The following is a 19,093-nucleotide window of genomic DNA, read 5'->3' on the forward strand; positions in this document are numbered from 1 at the left end:
TGCCTCCTGTCCGTCGGTGGGGTCCACCCACCGGCGCCGCGTCAGACGACGCGCGCGGCCACGATGTCGCGCGCCAGCGTCCGGACCGCACGGTTCGGCTCCGGACTCGTGCGGATCGCCAGGCCGATGCGGAGTGGTTCGACCGCGTCCTCGAGCTCGAGGACCGCGCCGTCGTGCCGCACTCCGGAGTCCGGCACGACCCCGACCCCCAGCCCCGCCGAGGCGAACCGGATGACCGCGGGCATGTCGTTCATCTCGGCGACGATCCGCCGTCGGATCCCGAGCCGCTCGAGTGCGCCGTCCAGGATGATCCGGTTGCCGAACCCGTGCGCGGTGTCGACGAAGGGTTCGTCCGCGAGGTCGGCGAGCGACACCGAGCGGCGCCCGGCCAACGGGTGGTCCGACGCCGTGAAGACGCGGAACGGCATCTCGCGCAGCGGTTCGACCACGACTCCGGCCGGCACCGTCGGCAGCCCCGTGTACGCGAGGTCGAGCCGCCCGGCGACGAGGTCCTGCACGAGCCCGGTCGTGCCCGACGGTGAGGTCATGAGCTCCACGGTGACGAGTGGGTGCCGCCGCCGGAACCGCTGCAGCACGCCGGTCAGGTCGACGATGTCCATGCTCGTGAAGATGCCGAGCCGCACCCGTCCGCGCAGGTCGGCGTCGTCCACGGTCGCCAGGTCGCGCATCCGGTCGAGCGACTCCAGCACGGCGCGGGCGTGCGGGAGCAGGTCCTCCCCGGCGGTCGTGAGCACGAGGTGCCGTCCGGTGCGGTCGAACAGCCGCACGCCGAAGGTCCGCTCGAGCGAGGCGATCCCGGCCGACACTGTCGACTGCGCCGCCCAGAGCCGTTCGGCCGCGCGGGTCACGCTGCCCTCGGCGGCGACGGTCACGAACTGTTCGAGCAGGCGGGTCTCCATTACCCCATCATCGATCCGATCGATGGACGGCATCAAGAGCATCCGTTGGACTCGATGCTCGGGGCGCGCGATCATCGGAACATGTCAACCGTGACCGACACCCCGACGGGCGCTCTCCCCGCCACAGCATCCGCTCCCGCGAGCGAGCGTGTCCCGGCCCCCCGTGGCCGTCGTGCGCACACCCGTCGGCGTCACGGCTTCGGCTTCTGGGCCGTCGCCTTCGCGTTCCTGTCGGTGATGGCCTTCGCGACGGTCCCCGCACCGCTGTACGTCATCTACCAGGCACGGGACGGCTTCCCCACGTTCACCACCACGATCATCTTCGCCGCGTACGGCGTCGGGGTCGTCGGGTCCCTGTACCTGGCCGGACACCTCAGCGACGTGCACGGGCGGAAGCCGCTCATCCTCGTGTCGATCGCGCTCGAGCTCGTCGCCGCCGTGCTGTTCCTGGTCTGGAACGACGTCACCGGCCTCATCGTCGCGCGACTCGTGACCGGCCTCGGCGTCGGGACGCTCACCGCCACGGCGACCGCCCACCTCGGTGAGCTCCGGGTCCGTGCGACCGGTTCGTCCGACTCGGCGAAGGGCGCGAGCGTCGCCGCCGGTGCCGTGAACCTCGGCGGGCTGTCGCTCGGCGCCCTCGTCGGGGGTGCGCTCGCCGAGTTCGTCGGAGCGCCGCTCATGGTGCCGTACGTCGTGTTCGTCGTCGCACTGGCCGTGGCCTTCGTGCTCGTCCTCGTCGTGCCGGAGACCGTCGCCCGCCCCGAGACCCGCGTGCCCTACCGCCCGCAGCGCATGCAGGCACCGGAGGGCAAGGCCGCCGCGTTCTGGGCAGCCGGTGCCGCGGCGTTCGCGGCCCTCGCGGTCCAGGGGCTCTTCACCTCGGTCGCCCCGACGTTCCTCGGCACCACCTTCCACGTCACCGACCGGCTGGCGGCCGGTGCGACGACCTTCGGGGTGTTCGCCGCGAGCGCCGTCTCGCAGATCGTGTTCGCCCGACTCACGCAGCGCACGCAGATCCGGCTCGGCATGGTGCTCCTGGTCGGCGGCCTGGCGGTGCTCGCCGTCGCCGCGGTCCTGCTGCAGGTCGCCGGCTTCATCGGCGGTGGCGTCGTGGCGGGCGCCGGGGTCGGGCTGCTCTTCCGGGCCAGCATCGCGAGCGCCGGAGCCCTGGTCGGTCCCGAGCGTCGGGGCGGGGTGCTCGCGGCCACGTTCCTCATCGCCTACGCCGGGCTGACGGTGCCGGTCGTGGCCGTCGGGGCGGCGCTCCTGGTGATCCCGACCCTGCCCGTCCTGATCGGGTACGTGGTGCTCGTCGCCGTCCTGGCCGTCATCGCCGGCACCCGACTGGCCGCGCGCGCCTGACGCGGGGCGGGCCTCCCGTCCGCCCGTCGCATCCCGGAACACGGTTCCGTCGTCCGGGTCGCGCGCCCGGCATACTGGGCGCGTGCCCCAGAACCGCAACCGTCCCGTGATCACGGGGATCGCGGCCGTGGTGGCCGCCGGTCTCCTCGTCGGCGGGTTGTTCCTGACGGCGCGGCAGGGCGCGGACGACCCGACCATCGGTGCCGGATCGCGCTCCGGGACGCCGACCGACGCGGCAACCGCCTCCGGCGACGGCACCGTCACGATCAAACGCACCGGGCCGGACCTGCCCGGCGACGCCACCCTGGCGCGGTGTGACTCCACGACCCAGGCGGCCGTCGCCCAGTACGACACCGCGGCGCTCGGCCAGGTCACCCTGCAGTGCGGCACGTCGGCACAGGGCTACGAGCACATCCGGCAGCGGCACACTGCCGACTGGCAGGAGGTCGTCGCGGGCCACGGTTCCCGCGACTGGGACGACGCGATGCTCACGGCCGTGCAGACGGCGCTGGTGTCACCGCGAGCAGGATTCCCGGTCGACGCCGGGGACGGCAAGGTCTGCTACGCGGCACCGGTGCGGTTCGACGACGGGTCGCGTCCGGATGCGGACCCGTTCGTGAAGGTCATCGTCTCCGCCACCACCGACCGCGTCATCACGGCGTACCCGACGCGCACCGACGACTGCTGACGCGGGCGGGCGGGCGCGGGTGAGTGCGTCCGCCGACCCCGAACGACACTCTCGATGTCGTACGACGGCGAGGATGTCGTCTCGGGGCACCGGCAACAGTGCGCGCGTGCAACGAATGACGAAGCCGATGTCGTACGACGTCGACGAAGTCGTTCCGCGTCGACAGGTGCGGCGGGTGCGACGAGCCAGCCACCCACACGGCATCCCTACGCGTGTACCTCGTGCTCGTGCCGCCGGTGCGACGCGGGCTCCAGCTGGAAGGTCGAGTGCTCCACGGGCACGTCGAAGTGCTCCGCCACGCACTGCTGCAGCTCGTCGAGGATCCGCGGAGCGTGCGCCGTCGAGAAGCACTCGTCGTCCACCACCACGTGCGCGGTCAGGTTCGGGACCCCCGTCGCCACCAGGGTCGCGTGCAGGTCGTGCACCGCGATGACGTGCTCGAGCTCGAGGATGTGTCCCCGCACGTCGTCGAGGTCGAGCCCCGGAGGCGTCGACTCGAGCAGGACGTTCGCGGTCTCGCGCAGCAGCCGGATCGCCCGCGGCAGGATGAGCAGGCCGATCAGGATCGCGGCGACCGAGTCCGCGCGCTCCCACCCGGTCAGCATGAGCACGATCGCGGCGGCGATGACGGCGACCGAACCGAGGGTGTCGTTGAGGACCTCGAGCCGTGCGGCGCGCGAGGTGAACCCCTCGCCCGAGGCCCGCAGCAGCACGCCGTAGGCCACCAGGTTGCCGACGAGGCCGATGATCCCGAACACGAGCAGCGGCCCGGAGTGGATCTCGGCGGGCACGAACAGCCGTTGGATCGCCGAGATGATCACGAAGACGCCGACCGCGAGCAGGATGGCCGCCTGCGCCGTGGCACCGAGCACCTCGGCACGTTGGAAGCCCCACGTGCGCTGCGTCGTCGGGCTGCGGCGGGCGAGCCGGGTCGCGACGAGTCCGATGCCGAGCCCACCGGTGTCGACGACCATGTGCCCCGCGTCGACCAGCAGCGCGAGGGAACCGGTGACGACCGCGCCGACGACCTCGGCCAGCAGGATCGTCGCCGAGATGCAGAACGCGATGAGCAGCGCGCGCTCGGATGCGTGCCCGTGCGAGTGCCCTGCGCCGTGGTCGTGACCCATGTGCCACATCGTAGGGATCCGCACCGACGACATGCCAGGATCGGGACGTGACCCGGTCGCCCTACGAGCTGTCCACACCATCCGACGTGCTGGCCCGGTTGCATCCGCGACTGTCGGCGTACTTCGGCGCGATCCCGCCCGGCCACGTCGGGCGCGGTGAGGGTGTCTTCGACGTCGTCGGCACGCCCCGCCGGTGGTTCCGGCCGCTGCTCGCGGTGTTCGCCCGCGATTCCGTCATGTTCCCGGTCTGGGAGCGGGACGTCCCCTTCACGGTCGAGAACCGCCCGGCTCGCGTCGGTCGCGGGCAGGCGGTTCGGGAGGCCCGGGTCGCGGTCCGCGCGCACCGCACCTTCCGGTTCCGCTCCGGCAGCCGCACGATGGTGGACGCCATCACCGCCGAACCGGACGGCCTGGTCGACCACCTCGGTCGCCACGGGCGCGTCAGCGCCCGGCTCCGGGCGGAGGTCGACGCGCACGGGCCGGACGCGGGCGCCCTGCGCCTGGTCTCCACCCGCGTGACGTTCCGTGCGCTGGGACGCGAGGTGCGCCTTCCGGCCCGCATCGCACCGCGGGTCCTGCTCACAGAACGATTCGATGACGAAGCGGACCTGCAGCGCGTGTCCCTGGTGCTCTCGGCGCCGGTGCTCGGCACGCTGTACCGGTACGAGGGGGCGTTCCGGTACGAGATCGCGCCGGACACAGGACGGGGATGAGATGAGCGACCAGAAGGGCCGCGTCGTGATCGCGGGCGCGAGCGGGTTCGTGGGGCAGTACCTGCGGGACGCCTTCACCGAAGAGGGTTACCAGGTCGTCACGGTCGGCCGGACGGGCGACGCGGTGTGGGGGAACACCCTGCGCATCCGCGAGCTCGTCGACGGTGCAGCCCTCGTCGTGAACATGGCGGGCAAGAGCGTCAACTGCCGGTACGGCCGACGCAACCGCGCCGAGATCATGCGCTCCCGGGTGGACACCACGCTCGAGCTCGCCGAGGCGATCCGCACCGCCGAGCAGCCCCCACCGCTGTGGCTCAACGCCTCGACCGCGACGATCTACCGCCACGCCGACGACCGCCCCCAGGACGAACTGACCGGCGAACTCGGCGAGGGCTTCTCGGTCTCGGTGGCGCGTGCGTGGGAGGACGCCTTCTTCGGCGCCGACCTGCCGTCGACCCGTCGGGTGGCGCTCCGGATGGCGATCGTGTTCGGCGACGGCAGCGCCCTCGTGCCGCTGCTCCGGCTGGCGCAGGCGGGCCTCGGCGGGCCGCAGTACGACGGCGCCTGGGTGCCGACGCGTTCCCGGCTGCGGGCGGGGACGTACCACCACCACCGGCCGACCCGGGGTCGCCAGCGGTTCAGCTGGGTGCACATCGCCGACGTGCTCGGCACGATCCGGTTCGTCCGCGACCACCCGGAGATCGAGGGAGCGGTGAACGTGTCGAGCCCGAACCCGTCCGACAACCGGACCGTGATGGCGACGATCCGTGACGCCGTGGGTCGCCGGTTCGGACTGCCGACGCCGCGGTGGATGCTCGAGGTCGGGTCCTTCGCGATCCGCACCGAGACCGAACTGGTGCTCAAGAGCCGGTGGGTGGTGCCGACGCGGTTGACCCAGGCGGGGTACGAGTTCCGGTACCCGCACCTGCGCGGTGCGCTCGCCGGGATCATCGCGGAGCGTCGCCAGCACCGGGGCTGAGCACCGGTACCGGGATCCCGTCGACCGGCGTCGGCACCGGGACCCCGGAAGGCGACGAGTGCGCCGGACCCGACGCGCGTGCCGGTCGCGACGACCACAGCACCGCCCCGACCACGACGGCGCCGGCGAGCACCTCGACCAGGTCGGGAACCTCGCCGAAGGCCGCCCACGACGCGAGCACACCGACGACCGGCACGAGCATCGAGAACGGGGCGACCGTGCTCGACGGGTAGGTCGCCATCAGTCGCGACCAGATCCCGTAGCCGACCAGGGTCGCGACGAGCACGATGTAGAGCAGGCCGAGGTCGGCCGGCAGCGCCTCGGCGGTGAAGGCCGTGCCGAGTGCGGCGCCGATGCGGTCCGGCCCCTCGACCACGAGCGACAGCACGGCCATCGGGATCGGCGGCACGACCGACCACCAGAGCGTCAGGTGCAGCGGGTTCGCGGCTCCTGCTCGTCGGGTCGCGACGTTGCCGATCGCCCACCCGAGCGCGCCGCACAGCGCCAGCACCACCGGCAGCAGGGCCGCCGTCTGCGAGCGGTGCAGGGCGATCAGGCCGAGGGCGGCGACTGCGATCGTCACACCGATGACCTGTCGTCCGGTGAGTCGTTCGCGCAGGAACACCCCGGCGAGCACCACGGTGAACGGCGCCGAGGCCTGCAGCACGAGCGAGGCGAGCCCGGACGGCATCCCCGACGCCATGCTCAGGTACAGGAACGAGAACTGCAGCACCCCGAGCCCGAACCCGACGAGCAGCAGCCGCCCGAACGGGATCTTCGGCCGCGGCACGAACAGCAGCGTGGGGATCGCCAGGATCGTGAACCGCAGGGCCGCGAGCAGGAACGGCGGGAAGTGCTCGAGGGCGAGCGCGGTCGCGGGGAAGTTCAGGCCCCAGACGACGGCGACGACCAGGGCGAGGAGGCGGTCACGGGTGGTCATGCTCCGATCGTGGCGGCTCCGAAGGTGTAGGACCAGCGAATTGTTCGCAACCGACGTTGTAGCCTCCCTGCATGATCGACTTCGACGTGCACCTGCTCGCCGTCCTGCGCGAACTCGCCGAGCGCGGCAGCGTCACCGCCGTCGCCGAGGCCACGCACCGCACGCCCAGCGCGGTGTCGCAGCAACTGCAGACGCTGCAGCGGCAGGTGGGCGTCCCGCTCGTCGAGCGCATCGGCCGCGGCGTCCGGCTCACCGCCCACGGCGACGTACTCGCCGGACTGTCGACCGGCGTCGCCACGGCGATCGCCCGGGTCGACGCCGCCTGGCAGGAGCACCTGGGCGGCGCGACGGGCAGCGTCGACCTCGCGATCTTCCCGTCGGCGGCCGAACTGCTGCTGCCCGGGGTCCTCACCCGGATGCGCGCGCACCCCGGCATCGAGCTGACGCTCGTCGACGTGGACGTCAGCGAGGGGGAGTTCGCACCCCTCGCCGCCGACCACGACATCGCCGTCGGACACCGCTCGGACGGGGTGCGGCCGGCGGACCAGGGATCGGTGGAGACGGTCCCGCTCCTGCGTGAACCGCTCGACGTGGCCCTGCCGCCGGGGCACCGGCTCGCCGGTCGCGAGCGCGTCGGGATCGACGAGGTCGTCGGCGAGACCTGGATCGGCGTGCCGGAGGGGTACCCGATCGACCGGGTCCTGCAGGCGATGGCGGCGGCGTCGGACGCTCCGCCGAGCGTCGCCTTCCGGACGATCCACCTGCCCGTCATCGAGAACCTGGTCGCCGCGGGCCACGGCGTCGCGCTCGTGCCCCGCTACACCTCGGGCACGCGGGCGTCCGGCCGGTTCCACCTGGCCGAGCTGGCCGACGTGCGGGCGGGGCGCCGGATCGAGGCGCTGGTCCGCCCCGACCGTGCGGTCCGCCCCGTGGTGCGCACCGTCCTGGAGGCGCTGGTCGCCGAGGCCCTGGACGTCACCACCTGAGACGGTCGCGCCCACTGCCGGGCGCACGCCGTGCCTCCCGGCCGCGTGGGCGCTGCGGCAGACCCGCTTCGTGAGCAGGAGCGGTCGGGTGCCGCGCCGCGACTCGACCTCTTCTGCTCACTCGGTGAGCGCCAGGGGCGTCAGCGCACCTGGATCGGGGTGCCGAGCGGCAGGAGCTCCGCGAGCGCGGTGATGTCGGCGTTGTGCATGCGGATGCAGCCGTGCGATGCGGCGGTACCGATGCTCGAGGTGTCGTCGGTGCCGTGCAGCCCGATCTGTCCCGGGCCGCCACCGAACGAGTTCAGCACGTCCGAGAACGCCGTCGTGCCGTAGGCGTACGGGCCGTACCCGGCGTTCGTCGGCGCCAGCAGCTCGGTCAGGGCGAAGCGGCCCGTCGGCGTCGGCGTCCCACCGGTACCGGTCGCGACGGGGTAGCTGTCGACGACCTTGCCGGCCTTGTAGAGGTCGAGGGTGTTGGTCGACGTCGTCACCACGATCGCGTACGGGTCGGCGGACAGGTCGACGGACGTCTTCTCCACCCAGCCGGTGCTGCCGTTCGGACGCTGCGCGAGCTGCACCTGCACCCACCCGTCCTGCTGCGCCACCACGAGGAACACGAGCGGGGCGCCGGAGGCCTGGGGGTTCGGCAGCGTGGTCGTGACCGCGCCGCCCGGGGCGGTGTGCACCGCGATCGACGCGCCGCGGACCGCAGCGACCGTCGACGTCGCCGGGGCGTGCACCGCGTCCACCGGGCCGCGGCTCGCGGTCGGCGTCGGCGTCTGCGTCGGTCCCCGGGTCGCGCTCGCTGTCGGCGTGCTCGATGCGACCGGCGAGGGCGCCGAGGTGGGCGCGGCGGCCGGAGCGGACCACGGGCGCATCGCCAGGACGACGATCACCGCAGCGACGGCGATCGCCACGGCAGCGGCGAGCACCCCGGGGCGGAAGCGGGACGACGACGGTCGGGGCACGGTGCGGCTCCTCGGTTCGGACGTGGCGACGGCGCCCGGCGTGGAACTCGCCGGACGCCGTCGGACGCCGCGGAGGACGTCGGTTCGGTCGGTGCTGCGGATCAGCCGGTGAAGGCCGCGTTGCCCGGGACCGGGACCGCGACGGGAGCCGGGTCGTCGACCGGGGTGGGGTCGGTGCCCGGTGTCGTCGGGTCGGCCACGATCGTCACGGCGAAGCTGACCAGGATGCCGCTGTCGTCCCCGCTCAGGATGAGGGCGACGTCGCCGGCCGGGATGTCGGCGCTGAACGTGGCGGTCCCGGAGACGTTGCCGTCCGCGTCGGCGGTGAAGACCTGGTCCGCACCGACGTACTCGAGGTCCGGCAGCAGGATCGCGGGCAGCACCTTCTCACCCGGCAGGAAGCCGGTCGCGGTGACCTGCACACCCGGGTCGCGGAGCGACGACTGCGTGGTCGGCGTCTGCACCCGGATCGTGCCGGTCGGCTCGGGGGTGAAGTAGGTGTTGTCCTGGTTCCGGGAGATCCCCGTGACCGTGCCGGTCCCGGTGAGCGTCACCGCGCCGTACGCGTTGATGGTGGCGTCCGGGGTGGTCGCCGCGAACTGGGCCTGGAAGGCAGCGAGGGTCGCCGCGGTGCCCGCGGCGATGGTGCCGACCGGCAGCGTGGCCGTCCAGGTGCCGTCGACGGCGGTGGGTCCGGTGGCCGAGGTGGTCAGGACGACGCCGTCGCCCGGGGCGTTGTCGGTTGAACCAGCGGTGTCGACCACCAGTGCGTAGCGGGCGTCACCCGACGCGATGAGGTCGGCGGTGCCGAGGCCGAGGCCCTCCCGCGATGCCTTCACCGTGCTGCGGACATCGGTGAGGTCGGTCGCGGCGCTGCCGGTCGTGGCGTGCGCGAGGAGCGTGCCGGTCGGCAGCGTCGCGCCGCTCGCGCCGAACGTCGGCGTGCCGCCCGTGGTGAACCAGTTCGCCGGGAAGGCGCCGCTCGTCCAGGTCGTGAGGTCGTCCGCGGCGACCCACTCGGTGCCGGCCGGCGTCGCGGCACGGCTCTCGGGCGAGGCCTTCGCAGCGGTGCCCTCGCCCGCAGTGCCCGTGATGGACTGCTGGGACGCTGTGGGGGTCGGGCTCGGCGCGTTCTCGGCCGTGGCGACGCCCGGGAGGGCGACGAGCGCGGCTGCGAGCGCGGTCACCGCGGCGGCGGTGGCGATGGTGGTACGGCGCATGGATGGGTTCTTCCGGTTCGAACACCCGAGCGGGGTGCAGCGCGGACCCGGTTCCGTGCTCCGCGACGTCGCGGTCCCCCCAGTGTCCGTCGCGAGCTTACGTGAGGAACCGTCGCGCGTCACGCGGATGTCCGGGAACGTCGGAAGTCGGACGTCCGACGTCGGACGTCTGGCGCCCGACGTCAGACGTCGAGGTGGTCGACCAGCTCGTCCGCCAGGCCCGTGTACGTCGCCGGCGTCAGGTTCGTCAGCCGGGCCTTCGCGCCGTCCGAGATGTCCAGGCCGTTCACGAACACGATGAGGTCCTGCTGGGTCACCCGCTTGCCGCGGGTGAGGTCCTTGAGCATCGCGTAGGGGTCCTCGATGTTCGACTGCCCGGCGGTGACCTCGGCGCGGATGACCGTCTGGATCGCCTCGGCGAGGACCTCCCAGTTGTGGTCGAGGTCGTCGGCGAGCTTGGCCTCGTTCACCGAGATCTCGCCCAGGCCGCGGCGCAGGTTGTCGAGCGCGAGCAGCGAGTGCCCGAACGCGACGCCGATGTTCCGCTGCGTGGTGGAGTCGGTCAGGTCGCGCTGCAGGCGGCTCGTCACGAGGGTCTCGGACAGTGTGGAGAACAGCGCCGACGAGATCTCGAGGTTCGCCTCGGCGTTCTCGAACTTGATCGGGTTGATCTTGTGCGGCATCGTCGACGACCCGGTGGCACCGGCGACCGGGATCTGCGTGAAGTACCCCATCGAGATGTAGGTCCACACGTCGGTCGCCAGGTTGTGCAGGATGCGGTTGGCGTGCCGGATCCGGTCGTACAGCTCGGCCTGCCAGTCGTGCGACTCGATCTGCGTGGTGAGCGGGTTCCAGGTGAGCCCGAGGCCCTCGACGAACTCGCGCGACAGCGTCGGCCAGTCGGCCTCGGGGTCGGCGGCGAGGTGGGCCGAGAAGGTGCCGGTCGCGCCGGAGAACTTGCCGAGGTACTCGCCGCCCTCGATCTGGGCCAGGACGCGCTCGAGCCGGTAGACGACGACCGCGAGCTCCTTGCCGAGCGTCGAGGGGGTCGCGGGCTGCCCGTGCGTGTGGGAGAGCATCGGGACGGCGCGCAGCTCGACGGCGAGGGTCCGCAGCTTCTCGAGCACGGCACGGTACGTCGGCAGCCAGACCTGGTCGACGGTGTCGCGCACGGTCAGGGCGTAGGACAGGTTGTTGACGTCCTCGCTCGTGGCGGCGAAGTGGGTGAGCTCGGCGATCGCGTCCAGCCCGAGCTCCGAGAGCCGGCGGCGGACGAAGTACTCGACGGCCTTGACGTCGTGGCGGGTCGTCGCCTCGATCTCGGCGAGCTCCGCGATCTGGTCGTGGCCGAAGGTCTCGACGATGCGCCGGAGCGCGGCCTTGTCGTCGACGCTGAGCGGCGAGGTGGTGAACATCGCGTGGTCGGTCAGGAAGACCAGCCACTCGACCTCGACCACGATGCGCGCGCGGTTGAGCCCGGCCTCGGAGAGGTGCTCGCCCACCGTGTGCACGATCGGGTAGTAGCGCCCGTCGAGCGGGCTGATCGGCTGCGGGGGAAGGGGGGTCATGGGGCTCCCTGACGGACGGCCGGCTCGAGCTGGTGGAAGAGCGCCCGGCAGGCCCGTTCGACGGTCGAGAGCACTCGGTCGAACTCGTGCCGGTCCGCGTAGTACGGGTCCGGCACGTCGGGCTGCTGGGGCCAGGCGTCGTCGTACCGCAGCAGGAGCGTCACCTTGGCGGAGTCGTCCATGGTCGGTGCCCACGATCGCAGGACGCGTTCGTGGGAGCGGTCGAGTGCGACCACCAGATCGAGGTCCGGGAACCGGTCCGGGTCGAACTGACGGGCGCGATGCCTGCTGCCATCGTATCCGCGTGCCGCGAGGGCTGCGATCGTGCGCTCGTCGGCCGGTTCGCCGACGTGCCAGTCACCGGTGCCGGCCGACTCGACGTGGAAGCGGTCGGCGAGCCCGGCGTCCGCCGCTATCTGCGCGAAGACGACGCCGGCCATGGGGGACCGGCAGATGTTGCCACTGCAGACGAACGAGACGCGGAACGGGGCGTCGACGTCCGGGGCCATGGTCACATCATGACGCAGGGAGGGGTCCTCCGCGAGGTCCGTCCGGGTCACGCCCGCTGGCGGTTCAGCACCGGACGGACGAACAGCCCGATCAGCCAGGCGAAGACGGCGAGCACGAAGGCGCCCACGATGCCCCAGCCGAACGACTCGACCTCGAGCCCGAAGCCGAACGCGTCCGAGATGCCCGCGACGATGAGCAGCAGGATCGCGTTCACGATGAAGGAGATGAGCCCGAGGGTCAGGATGTAGATCGGGAACGCCACGATCCGGATCAGCGTGCCGATCACGGCGTTGACGAGCCCGAACACGAAGGCCACGAGCAGGTAGGTGAGCACGGTCGCCGTGGTCCCGCCGTCGCCGAACGCGGTGACGGAGACGCCGCTGACGATGAGCGTGGTGAGCCAGAGGGCCACGGCGTTGACGACGAGGCGGACGAGGAATCGCATGCACCCATGATGCCCTCCGACACCCGCGCAGTCACCGACACTGCCCGCACGGCCGCGGGTTAGCCTGTGCAGGTGACTGACGAGCGTGTGCACATCCGGCCCGAGATCGCGGTCCTCCCCGCCTACAAGCAGGGACGCCAGGCTGCCGACGACGCCTTCAAGCTGTCGAGCAACGAGAACCCGTTCCCACCGCTCCCCGGGGTGGTCCAGGCCGTGCAGGCGCAGACCGCGTTCAACCGCTACCCGGACGCCACCGCCCTGGCCGTCCGTGCCGCGCTCGCGAACCGCTTCGGGCTGACCGCCGACGAGGTGCACGTCGCCCCCGGCAGCGTCGCGATCCTGCACGAGCTCGCCCGCGCGACCTCCGGCCCGGGCGACGAGATCGTCTACGCCTGGCGGTCGTTCGAGGCCTACCCCGGCGTCGTCACCGTCGCGGGTGCCACGAGCGTGCAGGTGCCCAACCGGCCGGACGGCGGCCACGACCTCGACGCGATGGCCGCCGCCGTCACCGACCGCACCCGCATGGTGATCGTGTGCACGCCGAACAACCCGACCGGCCCGATCGTGACCGAGTCCGAGTTCGCGTCCTTCATGGCCGCGGTGCCGCAGTCCGTGCTGGTCGTGCTCGACGAGGCATACGCCGAGTTCGCCACCGACGAGGCCGCCGTGCACGGGCACCCGTTGCTGGCCCGCTACCCGAACCTGGTCGTCCTCCGGACGTTCTCGAAGGCGTACGGTCTCGCCGGGCTGCGCGTCGGCTACGCCCTCGGCCCGGTGTACGTGCTCGAGGCGGTCCGCGCGTGCGCGATCCCCCTCTCCGTCACGGCCCAGGGGCAGGCGGCCGCACTGGCCAGCCTGGAACGCGAGGGCGAACTGCTCGAGCGGGTCTCCGAGATCGCCGCGCTGCGGGACCGCATCGTCACCGAGCTGCGCGAGCAGGGGTGGGCCGTGCCGGACGCCCAGGGCAACTTCGTCTGGCTGCCGACGGGGGACCGCACGGTCGCTGCGGCCGCCGCCTTCGAGGAGGCCGGCATCATCGTGCGGGCCTTCCCGCCGGAGGGCATCCGCATCTCGATCGGCGAGCACGAGGCTGTGGAAACGCTCCTCGAAACGGCCCGCTCGCTTGTGGGGGACCTCCAGGTGGCCGACTGATGCCTGCCGCTACGCTGGCCCGCATGTCATTCCGCGCCGCGGCTCCCGCGACGACCACCGTCCGGCTCCTCGACCCCGAGGGTCGGTTCGTGGAGTCCGACGAGAACGCCGAGTTCGCCGCCGCCGCGCGGGCGATCCCCGACGAGACCCTGCTGGCGATGCACCGCCGCATGGTCCTCACCCGACGGTTCGACCACGCCGGCCACAACCTGCAGCGCACCGGCCAGCTCGGCCTCTGGGTGCCGAGTCACGGGCAGGAAGCGGCGCAGACCGGTTCCGCCTTCGCCCTGCGCGCCCAGGACCACGTCTTCCCCTCGTACCGCGAGCACGCCGTCACGATGCAGCGCGGTGTCGAGCCGATGGAGATCATCGCGATGTACCGCGGGCAGACCCACGGTGGATGGGACCCGGACCAGCGCGGCAACACGCACATCTCCACCCTGGTGATCGGCTCGCAGACCCTGCACGCCACGGGCTACGCGCTCGGCCAGAAGCTCGACGGCGACGTCGGCACGGGCGACCCCGACCGTGACGCGTGCTCCGTCGTCTACTTCGGCGACGGCGCGACGAGCCAGGGCGACGTGAACGAGGCGTACGTGTTCTCGGCGTCGACCAAGGCCCCCGTCGTCTTCTTCCTGCAGAACAACCACTGGGCGATCTCGGTGCCGGTGTCGGTGCAGTCGCCGACGCCGCTCGTCGACCGTCCCCGCGGCTTCGGGATCCCGAGCGTGCTGATCGACGGCAACGACATCCTCGCCTCGTACACGGCCTCGGTCGTCGCCACCGACCACGCCCGCAGCGGCCAGGGTCCGGCCTTCATCGAGGCCGACACCTACCGCATCGGCGCGCACACCAGCTCGGACGACCCGAGCCGGTACCGTGCCGACGGCGAACTCGAGGACTGGGTCCGCCGCGACCCGATCGTCCGCTCCGAGGCGTACCTGCGCTCGAAGGGCGCGACCGACGAGCAGTTCGCCGCGTTCGACGAAGAGGGCGAGGACATCGCCGCCGACGTCCGCCGCCGCACCGTGGCGCTGACCCCGCCGTCCGTCGACGTCATGTTCGACAACGTCTACCGCGAGCCGCACCCGCTGGTCGCCGAGCAGAAGGCCTGGCTCGAACAGTACGAGGCCGGTTTCGAAGGGGGCGCCCACGCATGAGCACCACCGAGCAGCTCTTCGACTACACGCTGCGGTCCCACCCGGGCGCCGGCGAGGTCCCGAGCGACCCCACCCCGACCCTGCCGATGGCGAAGGCCCTCAACGCCGGGCTCGCCGCGGCGATGCAGGCGGACGACAAGGTCCTGCTGATGGGCGAGGACATCGGCCAACTCGGCGGCGTCTTCCGCATCACCGAGGGCCTGCAGGACCGGTTCGGCCCCGAGCGCGTGCGGGACACCCCGCTCGCCGAGGCCGGCATCATCGGCACCGCGATCGGCCTCGCCCTGCGCGGCTACCGCCCCGTCGTCGAGATCCAGTTCGACGGCTTCGTGTGGCCCGGCTTCGACCAGATCACCTCGCAGCTCGCGAAGATGGCGAACCGGCTGCCGGCGCACATGTCGCTGCCCGTCGTCATCCGCATCCCCTACGGCGGCCACATCGGTGCCGTGGAGCACCACCAGGAGTCGCCCGAGGCGTACTTCGCGCACACCCCCGGTCTGCGCGTGGTCAGCCCGAGCACCCCGAACGACGCCTACTGGATGATCCAAGAGGCGATCGCCTCGAAGGACCCGGTCGTCTTCCTCGAACCGAAGTCGCGCTACTGGCCCAAGGGCCAGGTCGACCTCGTCGACGGGCACGTCCCGATGCACACCACGCGTGTGGCGCGCACCGGCACCGAGGTCACCCTCGTCGGCCACGGTGCGATGGTCGCGACCCTCATGCAGGCCGCCGAGCTCGCCGAGTCCGAGGGCACGAGCTGCGAGGTCATCGACCTCCGCTCGATCTCGCCCATCGACTGGGACCCGATCCTCACCTCGGTCCGCAAGACCGGTCGCCTGGTCATCGCGCAAGAGGCGTCCGGTTTCGTCAGTGTCGGCAGCGAGATCGCCGCCACGGTCGCCGAGAAGGCGTTCTACACGATGCAGGCGCCGCCGCTGCGGGTGTCCGGGTTCGACATCCCGTTCCCGGTCTCGAAGCTGGAGCACCTGCACCTGCCGGACGCCGACCGCGTCCTCGAGGCCGTCGACCGCGCCCTCGCGTACTGATCCAGCTCGACCGACCCAACTCGTCCGAACGCCGAAGGAGCCGTCAGTGGCCGTCGCCGAATTCCCCCTGCCCGATGTGGGCGAAGGCCTCACCGAGGCCGAGATCGTGCAGTGGCGCGTCGCGATCGGGGACGAGATCACCGTCGACCAGGTCCTGGTCGAGATCGAGACCGCGAAGTCGCTCGTCGAGCTGCCGTCGCCGTTCGCCGGTACCGTCACCGGGCTGCTCGTGTCCGAGGGCGACACGGTCGAGGTCGGCAAGCCGATCATCCGTGTCGAGTCCGACGCGTCGGTCGCGTCCGGTGCGCCGGTCGCCGCTCCAGCTGCTCAGTCGGGAGGCCCGGCACCGGTCGCCGACAGCGTCCCGACCTCGCCCGTGGTCGCCCCGACCCCGCCGGCAGCGCCCGCCCCGGTGGCTCCGGTCGCGCAGACCCAGCCCGTCCCCGCGGCGGCCCCGGCACCTGCTGCTGCACCTGCTCCCGTCGTCGCTGCCGCGCCCACAGCTGCACCGGCAGCATCGGTGCAGCCCGTCGCCGACAGCGCCTCCGTCGTCGGGACGGACGAGTCCTCCGGCGCCGTCCTCGTCGGCTACGGCTCGGCGACCTCGTCGCCGTCGCGGCGCAAGCCGGGCGCCCGCCGGGCCGCAGCCCTCGCGGCCGAGGCGAGCCGTGCCTCCAGTGTGGATGCGCAAGCAGCGGCCGAAGCCGCCAGCGATCCCGGTGAGGACACCACCGCCGAGGCGATTGCCGGTCTGGCCTCCGCGCCCGCGCGCAAGCAGACCCTCGCGACCAACGTGCTCGCGAAGCCGCCGATCCGGAAGCTCGCGAAGGACCTCGGTGTCGAACTGACCGAGATCGTCGCGACCGGGTTCGCCGGCGAGGTCACCCGCGACGACGTCATCCGGCACGCGAAGCAGGCCAGCGTCTTCCGCAACATCGAGACGCCCGAGTGGGGCGAGGTGCGCAGCGAGACGATCCCGGTCAAGGGCGTCCGCAAGGCCATCGCGACCGCGATGACCACCTCGGCGTTCACCGCACCGCACGTGTCGCTGTTCGTCGACGTCGACGCGACCCACACGATGGAGTTCGTCAAGCGGCTCAAGGCGTCGCCGACGTTCGCCGGCGTCAAGGTCTCGCCACTGCTCATCGTGGCGAAGGCCGTCATCTGGGCCGTCCGCCGCAACCGTTCGGTGAACTCGACCTGGACCGATCGCGAGATCATCGTCCACCACTTCGTGAACCTCGGCATCGCCGCAGCGACCCCGCGCGGGCTCATCGTGCCGAACATCAAGGACGCGCAGGACATGTCGCTGCTCGAGCTGGCGCAGGCGCTCGAGGAACTCACCCTCACCGCCCGTGACGGCAAGACGACGCCGAAGCAGATGGCGAACGGCACGGTCTCGATCACGAACATCGGCGTGTTCGGCATGGACACCGGCACCCCGATCCTCAACCCGGGCGAGGTCGCGATCGTCGCCATGGGCACGATCAAGCCGAAACCGTGGGTCGTCGACGGCGAGGTCCGGTCGCGCATGGTGACGACCATCGGCGCCTCGTTCGACCACCGGGTCGTCGACGGTGACGTGGCGTCGCGCTTCGTGCACGACGTGGCCTCGGTGCTCGAGGAGCCCGCGCTCCTGCTCGACTGAGTGGCGTTCAGAGGCCGGCGCGTCGGTCGTTCCGCTTCGTGAGCAGAAATGGTCGGGTGGCTTCGAGCCACTCGACCATTTCTGCTCACCATCTGCGGCCTTCCGCAATCGTCGCGTGGTGTTCACACGGATGTCGGTGGTGCGGGGGATGATCGGGGCATGGTCCACCAGCTCCTGACCCCCTCGCAGGAGATCCGAACGGATCGCCTCCTGCTCACCCCGCTCACGCCGGCCGACATCGACGACGTGCACGCGGTGTTCGCCGACGCCCGCACCTGGCAGCACCTGCCGAGTGGTCGGCACGTCGCCCGGAGCTCGAGCGTGGACCTGGTGCAGCGGAAGATCGGTGGTCGGGCCCGACACGGACTCGGTTCGTGGGCTGTCCGCACGGCTGCAGACCACGCGTTCGGCGGGGTCGGCGGGGTCGACATGACCGCCGGTGGGGTCTGGAACCTCGGGTACCGGTTGGCTCCCGCGGCCTGGGGGCAGGGCTTCGCGTCCGAGATCGCCCTCGCTGCCGTGCGAGCCGCCGCCGAGACCGCGCCGGACGTCCCCGTGACGGGTCGCGTGCTCACGAACAACCCGGCGTCGGCTGCGGTGCTCCGTCGGGCCGGGCTGTCACTCGTGTGGCAGGGGGCTCCCGGGGTGCAGACGTCCTCCGCCGCGGGGGTCGAGGGGCAGGTCTGGACCGACCGGCTGCTCTCCGACGAACAGTTCGCCTGGCTCGTCCGCAACGCCTGAACCCTCCCGCCGGTCCACGCGGAACGTCACGCACGTTGGCGTTCCGAGGTCGACTCGCTACTGTGATGGGAACTGGTCATGTCCGCGCATGACCACCACCCAGGACCAGCAACGGAGCACGAGGGACGCATGACGAGCCGCATCACCGAGGGTGCCGAACCGAAGCACCAGCAGCTGCGGCGCATCCTGCTCGACCTCGCCACCGCCCGCCTGGCCCCCGGCGCCGCCATCCCGTCCGAACGCCAGCTCATCGCCGAGTACGGCGTCTCACGGATCACCGTGCGCGAAGCCCTCGGACAGCTCGTCAACGAGGGCTACCTCGAGCGCGTGCGCGGCAAGGGCACGTTCGTGGCGCACCGCCCCGTGCAGTCGACGCTGCACCTCGCGTCGTTCACCGAGGAGATGCGCGCGATGGGCCACGTCCCGACGACGGTGGTCCTGGTGCGCGAGGAACGCGTGCCGCCGAGCGACACCGTGGCGGCACTGCGACTCGACGCCGAGGTGTCGGCCTTCCACGTGAAGCGACTCCGGATGGCGGACGGCGCTCCGGTGTCGATCGACGACGCCTGGCTCGTGGCCGATGCGTTCCCGGGGCTGCTCGACCACGACCTGTCCGGGTCGGTGTACTCGATCATCGCGAACGAGTACGGCACCCCGATCGACCGGGCACAGCAGACGGTGGCTGCGAACCCGGCCGCCGACGACGTCGCGACCCTGCTCGGCACGAAGACCGGTGCCCCGGTGCTCGAGTTCGACCGGGTGTCGTACGCGGGGGAGCGCCCCGTGGAGCACACCCGCAGCTGGTACCGCTCGGACCGCTACCGCGTGCAGATGGAGGTCACCGCGACCCCGGCGGTCGCGTAGTCCGGCACGAACGCGAAAGCGACTCTGTGCTGCGAACGTTCCGCAGCACAGAG

19 protein-coding genes are annotated in these 19,093 nt (G+C 71.9%); 11 read left to right on the forward strand and 8 right to left on the reverse strand.

Going from position 1 to position 19,093, the window contains the following annotated elements:
* Window positions 1-41 precede the first annotated feature (41 nt).
* Window positions 42-920 (reverse strand): LysR family transcriptional regulator, encoded by an 879-nt coding sequence (locus ITJ69_RS12705; protein WP_159570854.1) that lies wholly within the window; start codon window positions 918-920, stop codon window positions 42-44.
* A gap of 81 nt (window positions 921-1,001) precedes the next feature.
* On the opposite strand from ITJ69_RS12705, the gene ITJ69_RS12710 reads away from it, so the two are divergent.
* Both ITJ69_RS12710 and ITJ69_RS12715 read left to right on the forward strand, forming a co-directional pair.
* Window positions 1,002-2,285, forward strand: coding sequence for an MFS transporter (locus ITJ69_RS12710; protein WP_194672935.1), 1,284 nt, complete (start codon window positions 1,002-1,004; stop codon window positions 2,283-2,285).
* An 82-nt stretch (window positions 2,286-2,367) separates the two neighbouring features.
* The gene (locus ITJ69_RS12715; RefSeq protein ID WP_159570860.1) at window positions 2,368-2,973 is read left to right on the forward strand and encodes a hypothetical protein; all 606 of its coding nucleotides are present in this window, start codon (window positions 2,368-2,370) and stop codon (window positions 2,971-2,973) included.
* Between the two features lie 206 nt (window positions 2,974-3,179).
* On the opposite strand, the gene ITJ69_RS12720 is transcribed toward ITJ69_RS12715, so the two are convergent.
* Window positions 3,180-4,100 carry a cation diffusion facilitator family transporter gene (locus ITJ69_RS12720; protein WP_123339948.1) on the reverse strand — a complete coding sequence of 307 codons (921 nt, stop codon included), beginning with the start codon at window positions 4,098-4,100 and terminating at the stop codon, window positions 3,180-3,182.
* Between the two features lie 47 nt (window positions 4,101-4,147).
* Here ITJ69_RS12720 and ITJ69_RS12725 point away from each other — a divergent pair, with 47 nt between their 5' ends.
* Together ITJ69_RS12725 and ITJ69_RS12730 are read left to right on the forward strand one after the other, a co-directional pair.
* Window positions 4,148-4,813, forward strand: a complete 666-nt coding sequence (locus tag ITJ69_RS12725; RefSeq protein WP_194672936.1) for a DUF4166 domain-containing protein — start codon at window positions 4,148-4,150, stop codon at window positions 4,811-4,813.
* A 1-nt stretch (window position 4,814) separates the two neighbouring features.
* Window positions 4,815-5,792: an epimerase gene (locus ITJ69_RS12730; protein ID WP_159570866.1), complete on the forward strand. Its 978-nt coding sequence runs from the start codon at window positions 4,815-4,817 to the stop codon at window positions 5,790-5,792.
* Here the strand turns inward: ITJ69_RS12730 and ITJ69_RS12735 are convergent.
* Entirely contained in the window at window positions 5,761-6,732 is a 972-nt protein-coding gene (locus ITJ69_RS12735) for an EamA family transporter (protein ID WP_194672937.1), read from the reverse strand. The two genes, ITJ69_RS12730 and ITJ69_RS12735, sit on opposite strands and share 32 nt — an antisense overlap.
* Window positions 6,733-6,803: 71 nt before the next feature.
* On the opposite strand from ITJ69_RS12735, the gene ITJ69_RS12740 reads away from it, so the two are divergent.
* On the forward strand, window positions 6,804-7,718 hold the full coding sequence (locus ITJ69_RS12740) for a LysR family transcriptional regulator (RefSeq protein WP_194672938.1): 915 nt from the start codon (window positions 6,804-6,806) through the stop codon (window positions 7,716-7,718).
* A 140-nt stretch (window positions 7,719-7,858) separates the two neighbouring features.
* Here the strand turns inward: ITJ69_RS12740 and ITJ69_RS12745 are convergent, their stop codons facing one another.
* The 5 genes from ITJ69_RS12745 to ITJ69_RS12765 all read right to left on the reverse strand — a co-directional run bounded on the left by ITJ69_RS12745 (window position 7,859) and on the right by ITJ69_RS12765 (window position 12,429).
* The gene (locus tag ITJ69_RS12745; RefSeq protein ID WP_235035800.1) at window positions 7,859-8,686 is read right to left on the reverse strand and encodes a L,D-transpeptidase family protein; all 828 of its coding nucleotides are present in this window, start codon (window positions 8,684-8,686) and stop codon (window positions 7,859-7,861) included.
* A 101-nt stretch (window positions 8,687-8,787) separates the two neighbouring features.
* Window positions 8,788-9,906: a hypothetical protein gene (locus tag ITJ69_RS12750; protein WP_159570875.1), complete on the reverse strand. Its 1,119-nt coding sequence runs from the start codon at window positions 9,904-9,906 to the stop codon at window positions 8,788-8,790.
* 182 nt (window positions 9,907-10,088) lie between these two features.
* Entirely contained in the window at window positions 10,089-11,474 is a 1,386-nt protein-coding gene (purB, locus tag ITJ69_RS12755; RefSeq protein ID WP_194672939.1) for an adenylosuccinate lyase, read from the reverse strand.
* Window positions 11,471-11,983: a low molecular weight protein-tyrosine-phosphatase gene (locus tag ITJ69_RS12760; protein WP_194648358.1), complete on the reverse strand. Its 513-nt coding sequence runs from the start codon at window positions 11,981-11,983 to the stop codon at window positions 11,471-11,473. The genes purB and ITJ69_RS12760 overlap by 4 nt, the downstream gene beginning before the upstream one ends.
* A gap of 47 nt (window positions 11,984-12,030) precedes the next feature.
* Entirely contained in the window at window positions 12,031-12,429 is a 399-nt protein-coding gene (locus ITJ69_RS12765; protein WP_111087052.1) for a phage holin family protein, read from the reverse strand.
* Window positions 12,430-12,501: 72 nt separating this feature from the next.
* Here ITJ69_RS12765 and ITJ69_RS12770 point away from each other — a divergent pair, with 72 nt between their 5' ends.
* The 6 genes from ITJ69_RS12770 (at window position 12,502) to ITJ69_RS12795 (ending at window position 19,040) form a co-directional block, all read left to right on the forward strand.
* Complete coding sequence (locus tag ITJ69_RS12770; protein WP_123293828.1) at window positions 12,502-13,581, forward strand: histidinol-phosphate transaminase; 1,080 nt, start codon at window positions 12,502-12,504, stop codon at window positions 13,579-13,581.
* Window positions 13,582-13,604: 23 nt separating this feature from the next.
* A complete protein-coding gene (locus ITJ69_RS12775; protein ID WP_159570881.1) occupies window positions 13,605-14,741 on the forward strand; it encodes a thiamine pyrophosphate-dependent dehydrogenase E1 component subunit alpha in 1,137 nt (378 codons plus the stop codon).
* Between the two features lie 86 nt (window positions 14,742-14,827).
* A complete protein-coding gene (locus ITJ69_RS12780) occupies window positions 14,828-15,787 on the forward strand; it encodes an alpha-ketoacid dehydrogenase subunit beta (protein WP_111087054.1) in 960 nt (319 codons plus the stop codon).
* Between the two features lie 46 nt (window positions 15,788-15,833).
* Window positions 15,834-17,435 (forward strand): dihydrolipoamide acetyltransferase family protein, encoded by a 1,602-nt coding sequence (locus ITJ69_RS12785; RefSeq protein WP_159570883.1) that lies wholly within the window; start codon window positions 15,834-15,836, stop codon window positions 17,433-17,435.
* Between the two features lie 159 nt (window positions 17,436-17,594).
* Window positions 17,595-18,176, forward strand: coding sequence for a GNAT family N-acetyltransferase (locus ITJ69_RS12790; protein ID WP_194672940.1), 582 nt, complete (start codon window positions 17,595-17,597; stop codon window positions 18,174-18,176).
* Window positions 18,177-18,305: 129 nt separating this feature from the next.
* Window positions 18,306-19,040, forward strand: coding sequence for a GntR family transcriptional regulator (locus tag ITJ69_RS12795; RefSeq protein WP_123293453.1), 735 nt, complete (start codon window positions 18,306-18,308; stop codon window positions 19,038-19,040).
* The last annotated feature ends 53 nt before the right edge of the window (window positions 19,041-19,093 follow it).

Source organism: Curtobacterium sp. VKM Ac-2887, from assembly GCF_015350935.1.
Taxonomy (GTDB): domain Bacteria; phylum Actinomycetota; class Actinomycetes; order Actinomycetales; family Microbacteriaceae; genus Curtobacterium.

Bases quoted from the DNA above. Each gene is read 5' to 3' on its own strand.
- ITJ69_RS12705 (WP_159570854.1), bottom strand. From the start codon at position 920: ATGGAGACCCGCCTGCTCGAACAGTTCGTGACCGTCGCCGCCGAGGGC.
- ITJ69_RS12710 (WP_194672935.1), top strand. From the start codon at position 1,002: ATGTCAACCGTGACCGACACCCCGACGGGCGCTCTCCCCGCCACAGCA.
- ITJ69_RS12720 (WP_123339948.1), bottom strand. From the start codon at position 4,100: ATGGGTCACGACCACGGCGCAGGGCACTCGCACGGGCACGCATCCGAG.
- ITJ69_RS12730 (WP_159570866.1), top strand. From the start codon at position 4,815: ATGAGCGACCAGAAGGGCCGCGTCGTGATCGCGGGCGCGAGCGGGTTC.
- ITJ69_RS12735 (WP_194672937.1), bottom strand. From the start codon at position 6,732: ATGACCACCCGTGACCGCCTCCTCGCCCTGGTCGTCGCCGTCGTCTGG.
- ITJ69_RS12740 (WP_194672938.1), top strand. From the start codon at position 6,804: ATGATCGACTTCGACGTGCACCTGCTCGCCGTCCTGCGCGAACTCGCC.
- ITJ69_RS12750 (WP_159570875.1), bottom strand. From the start codon at position 9,906: ATGCGCCGTACCACCATCGCCACCGCCGCCGCGGTGACCGCGCTCGCA.
- purB (WP_194672939.1), bottom strand. From the start codon at position 11,474: ATGACCCCCCTTCCCCCGCAGCCGATCAGCCCGCTCGACGGGCGCTAC.
- ITJ69_RS12760 (WP_194648358.1), bottom strand. From the start codon at position 11,983: ATGGCCCCGGACGTCGACGCCCCGTTCCGCGTCTCGTTCGTCTGCAGT.
- ITJ69_RS12765 (WP_111087052.1), bottom strand. From the start codon at position 12,429: ATGCGATTCCTCGTCCGCCTCGTCGTCAACGCCGTGGCCCTCTGGCTC.
- ITJ69_RS12775 (WP_159570881.1), top strand. From the start codon at position 13,605: ATGTCATTCCGCGCCGCGGCTCCCGCGACGACCACCGTCCGGCTCCTC.
- ITJ69_RS12780 (WP_111087054.1), top strand. From the start codon at position 14,828: ATGGCGAAGGCCCTCAACGCCGGGCTCGCCGCGGCGATGCAGGCGGAC.
- ITJ69_RS12790 (WP_194672940.1), top strand. From the start codon at position 17,595: ATGGTCCACCAGCTCCTGACCCCCTCGCAGGAGATCCGAACGGATCGC.
- ITJ69_RS12795 (WP_123293453.1), top strand. From the start codon at position 18,306: ATGACGAGCCGCATCACCGAGGGTGCCGAACCGAAGCACCAGCAGCTG.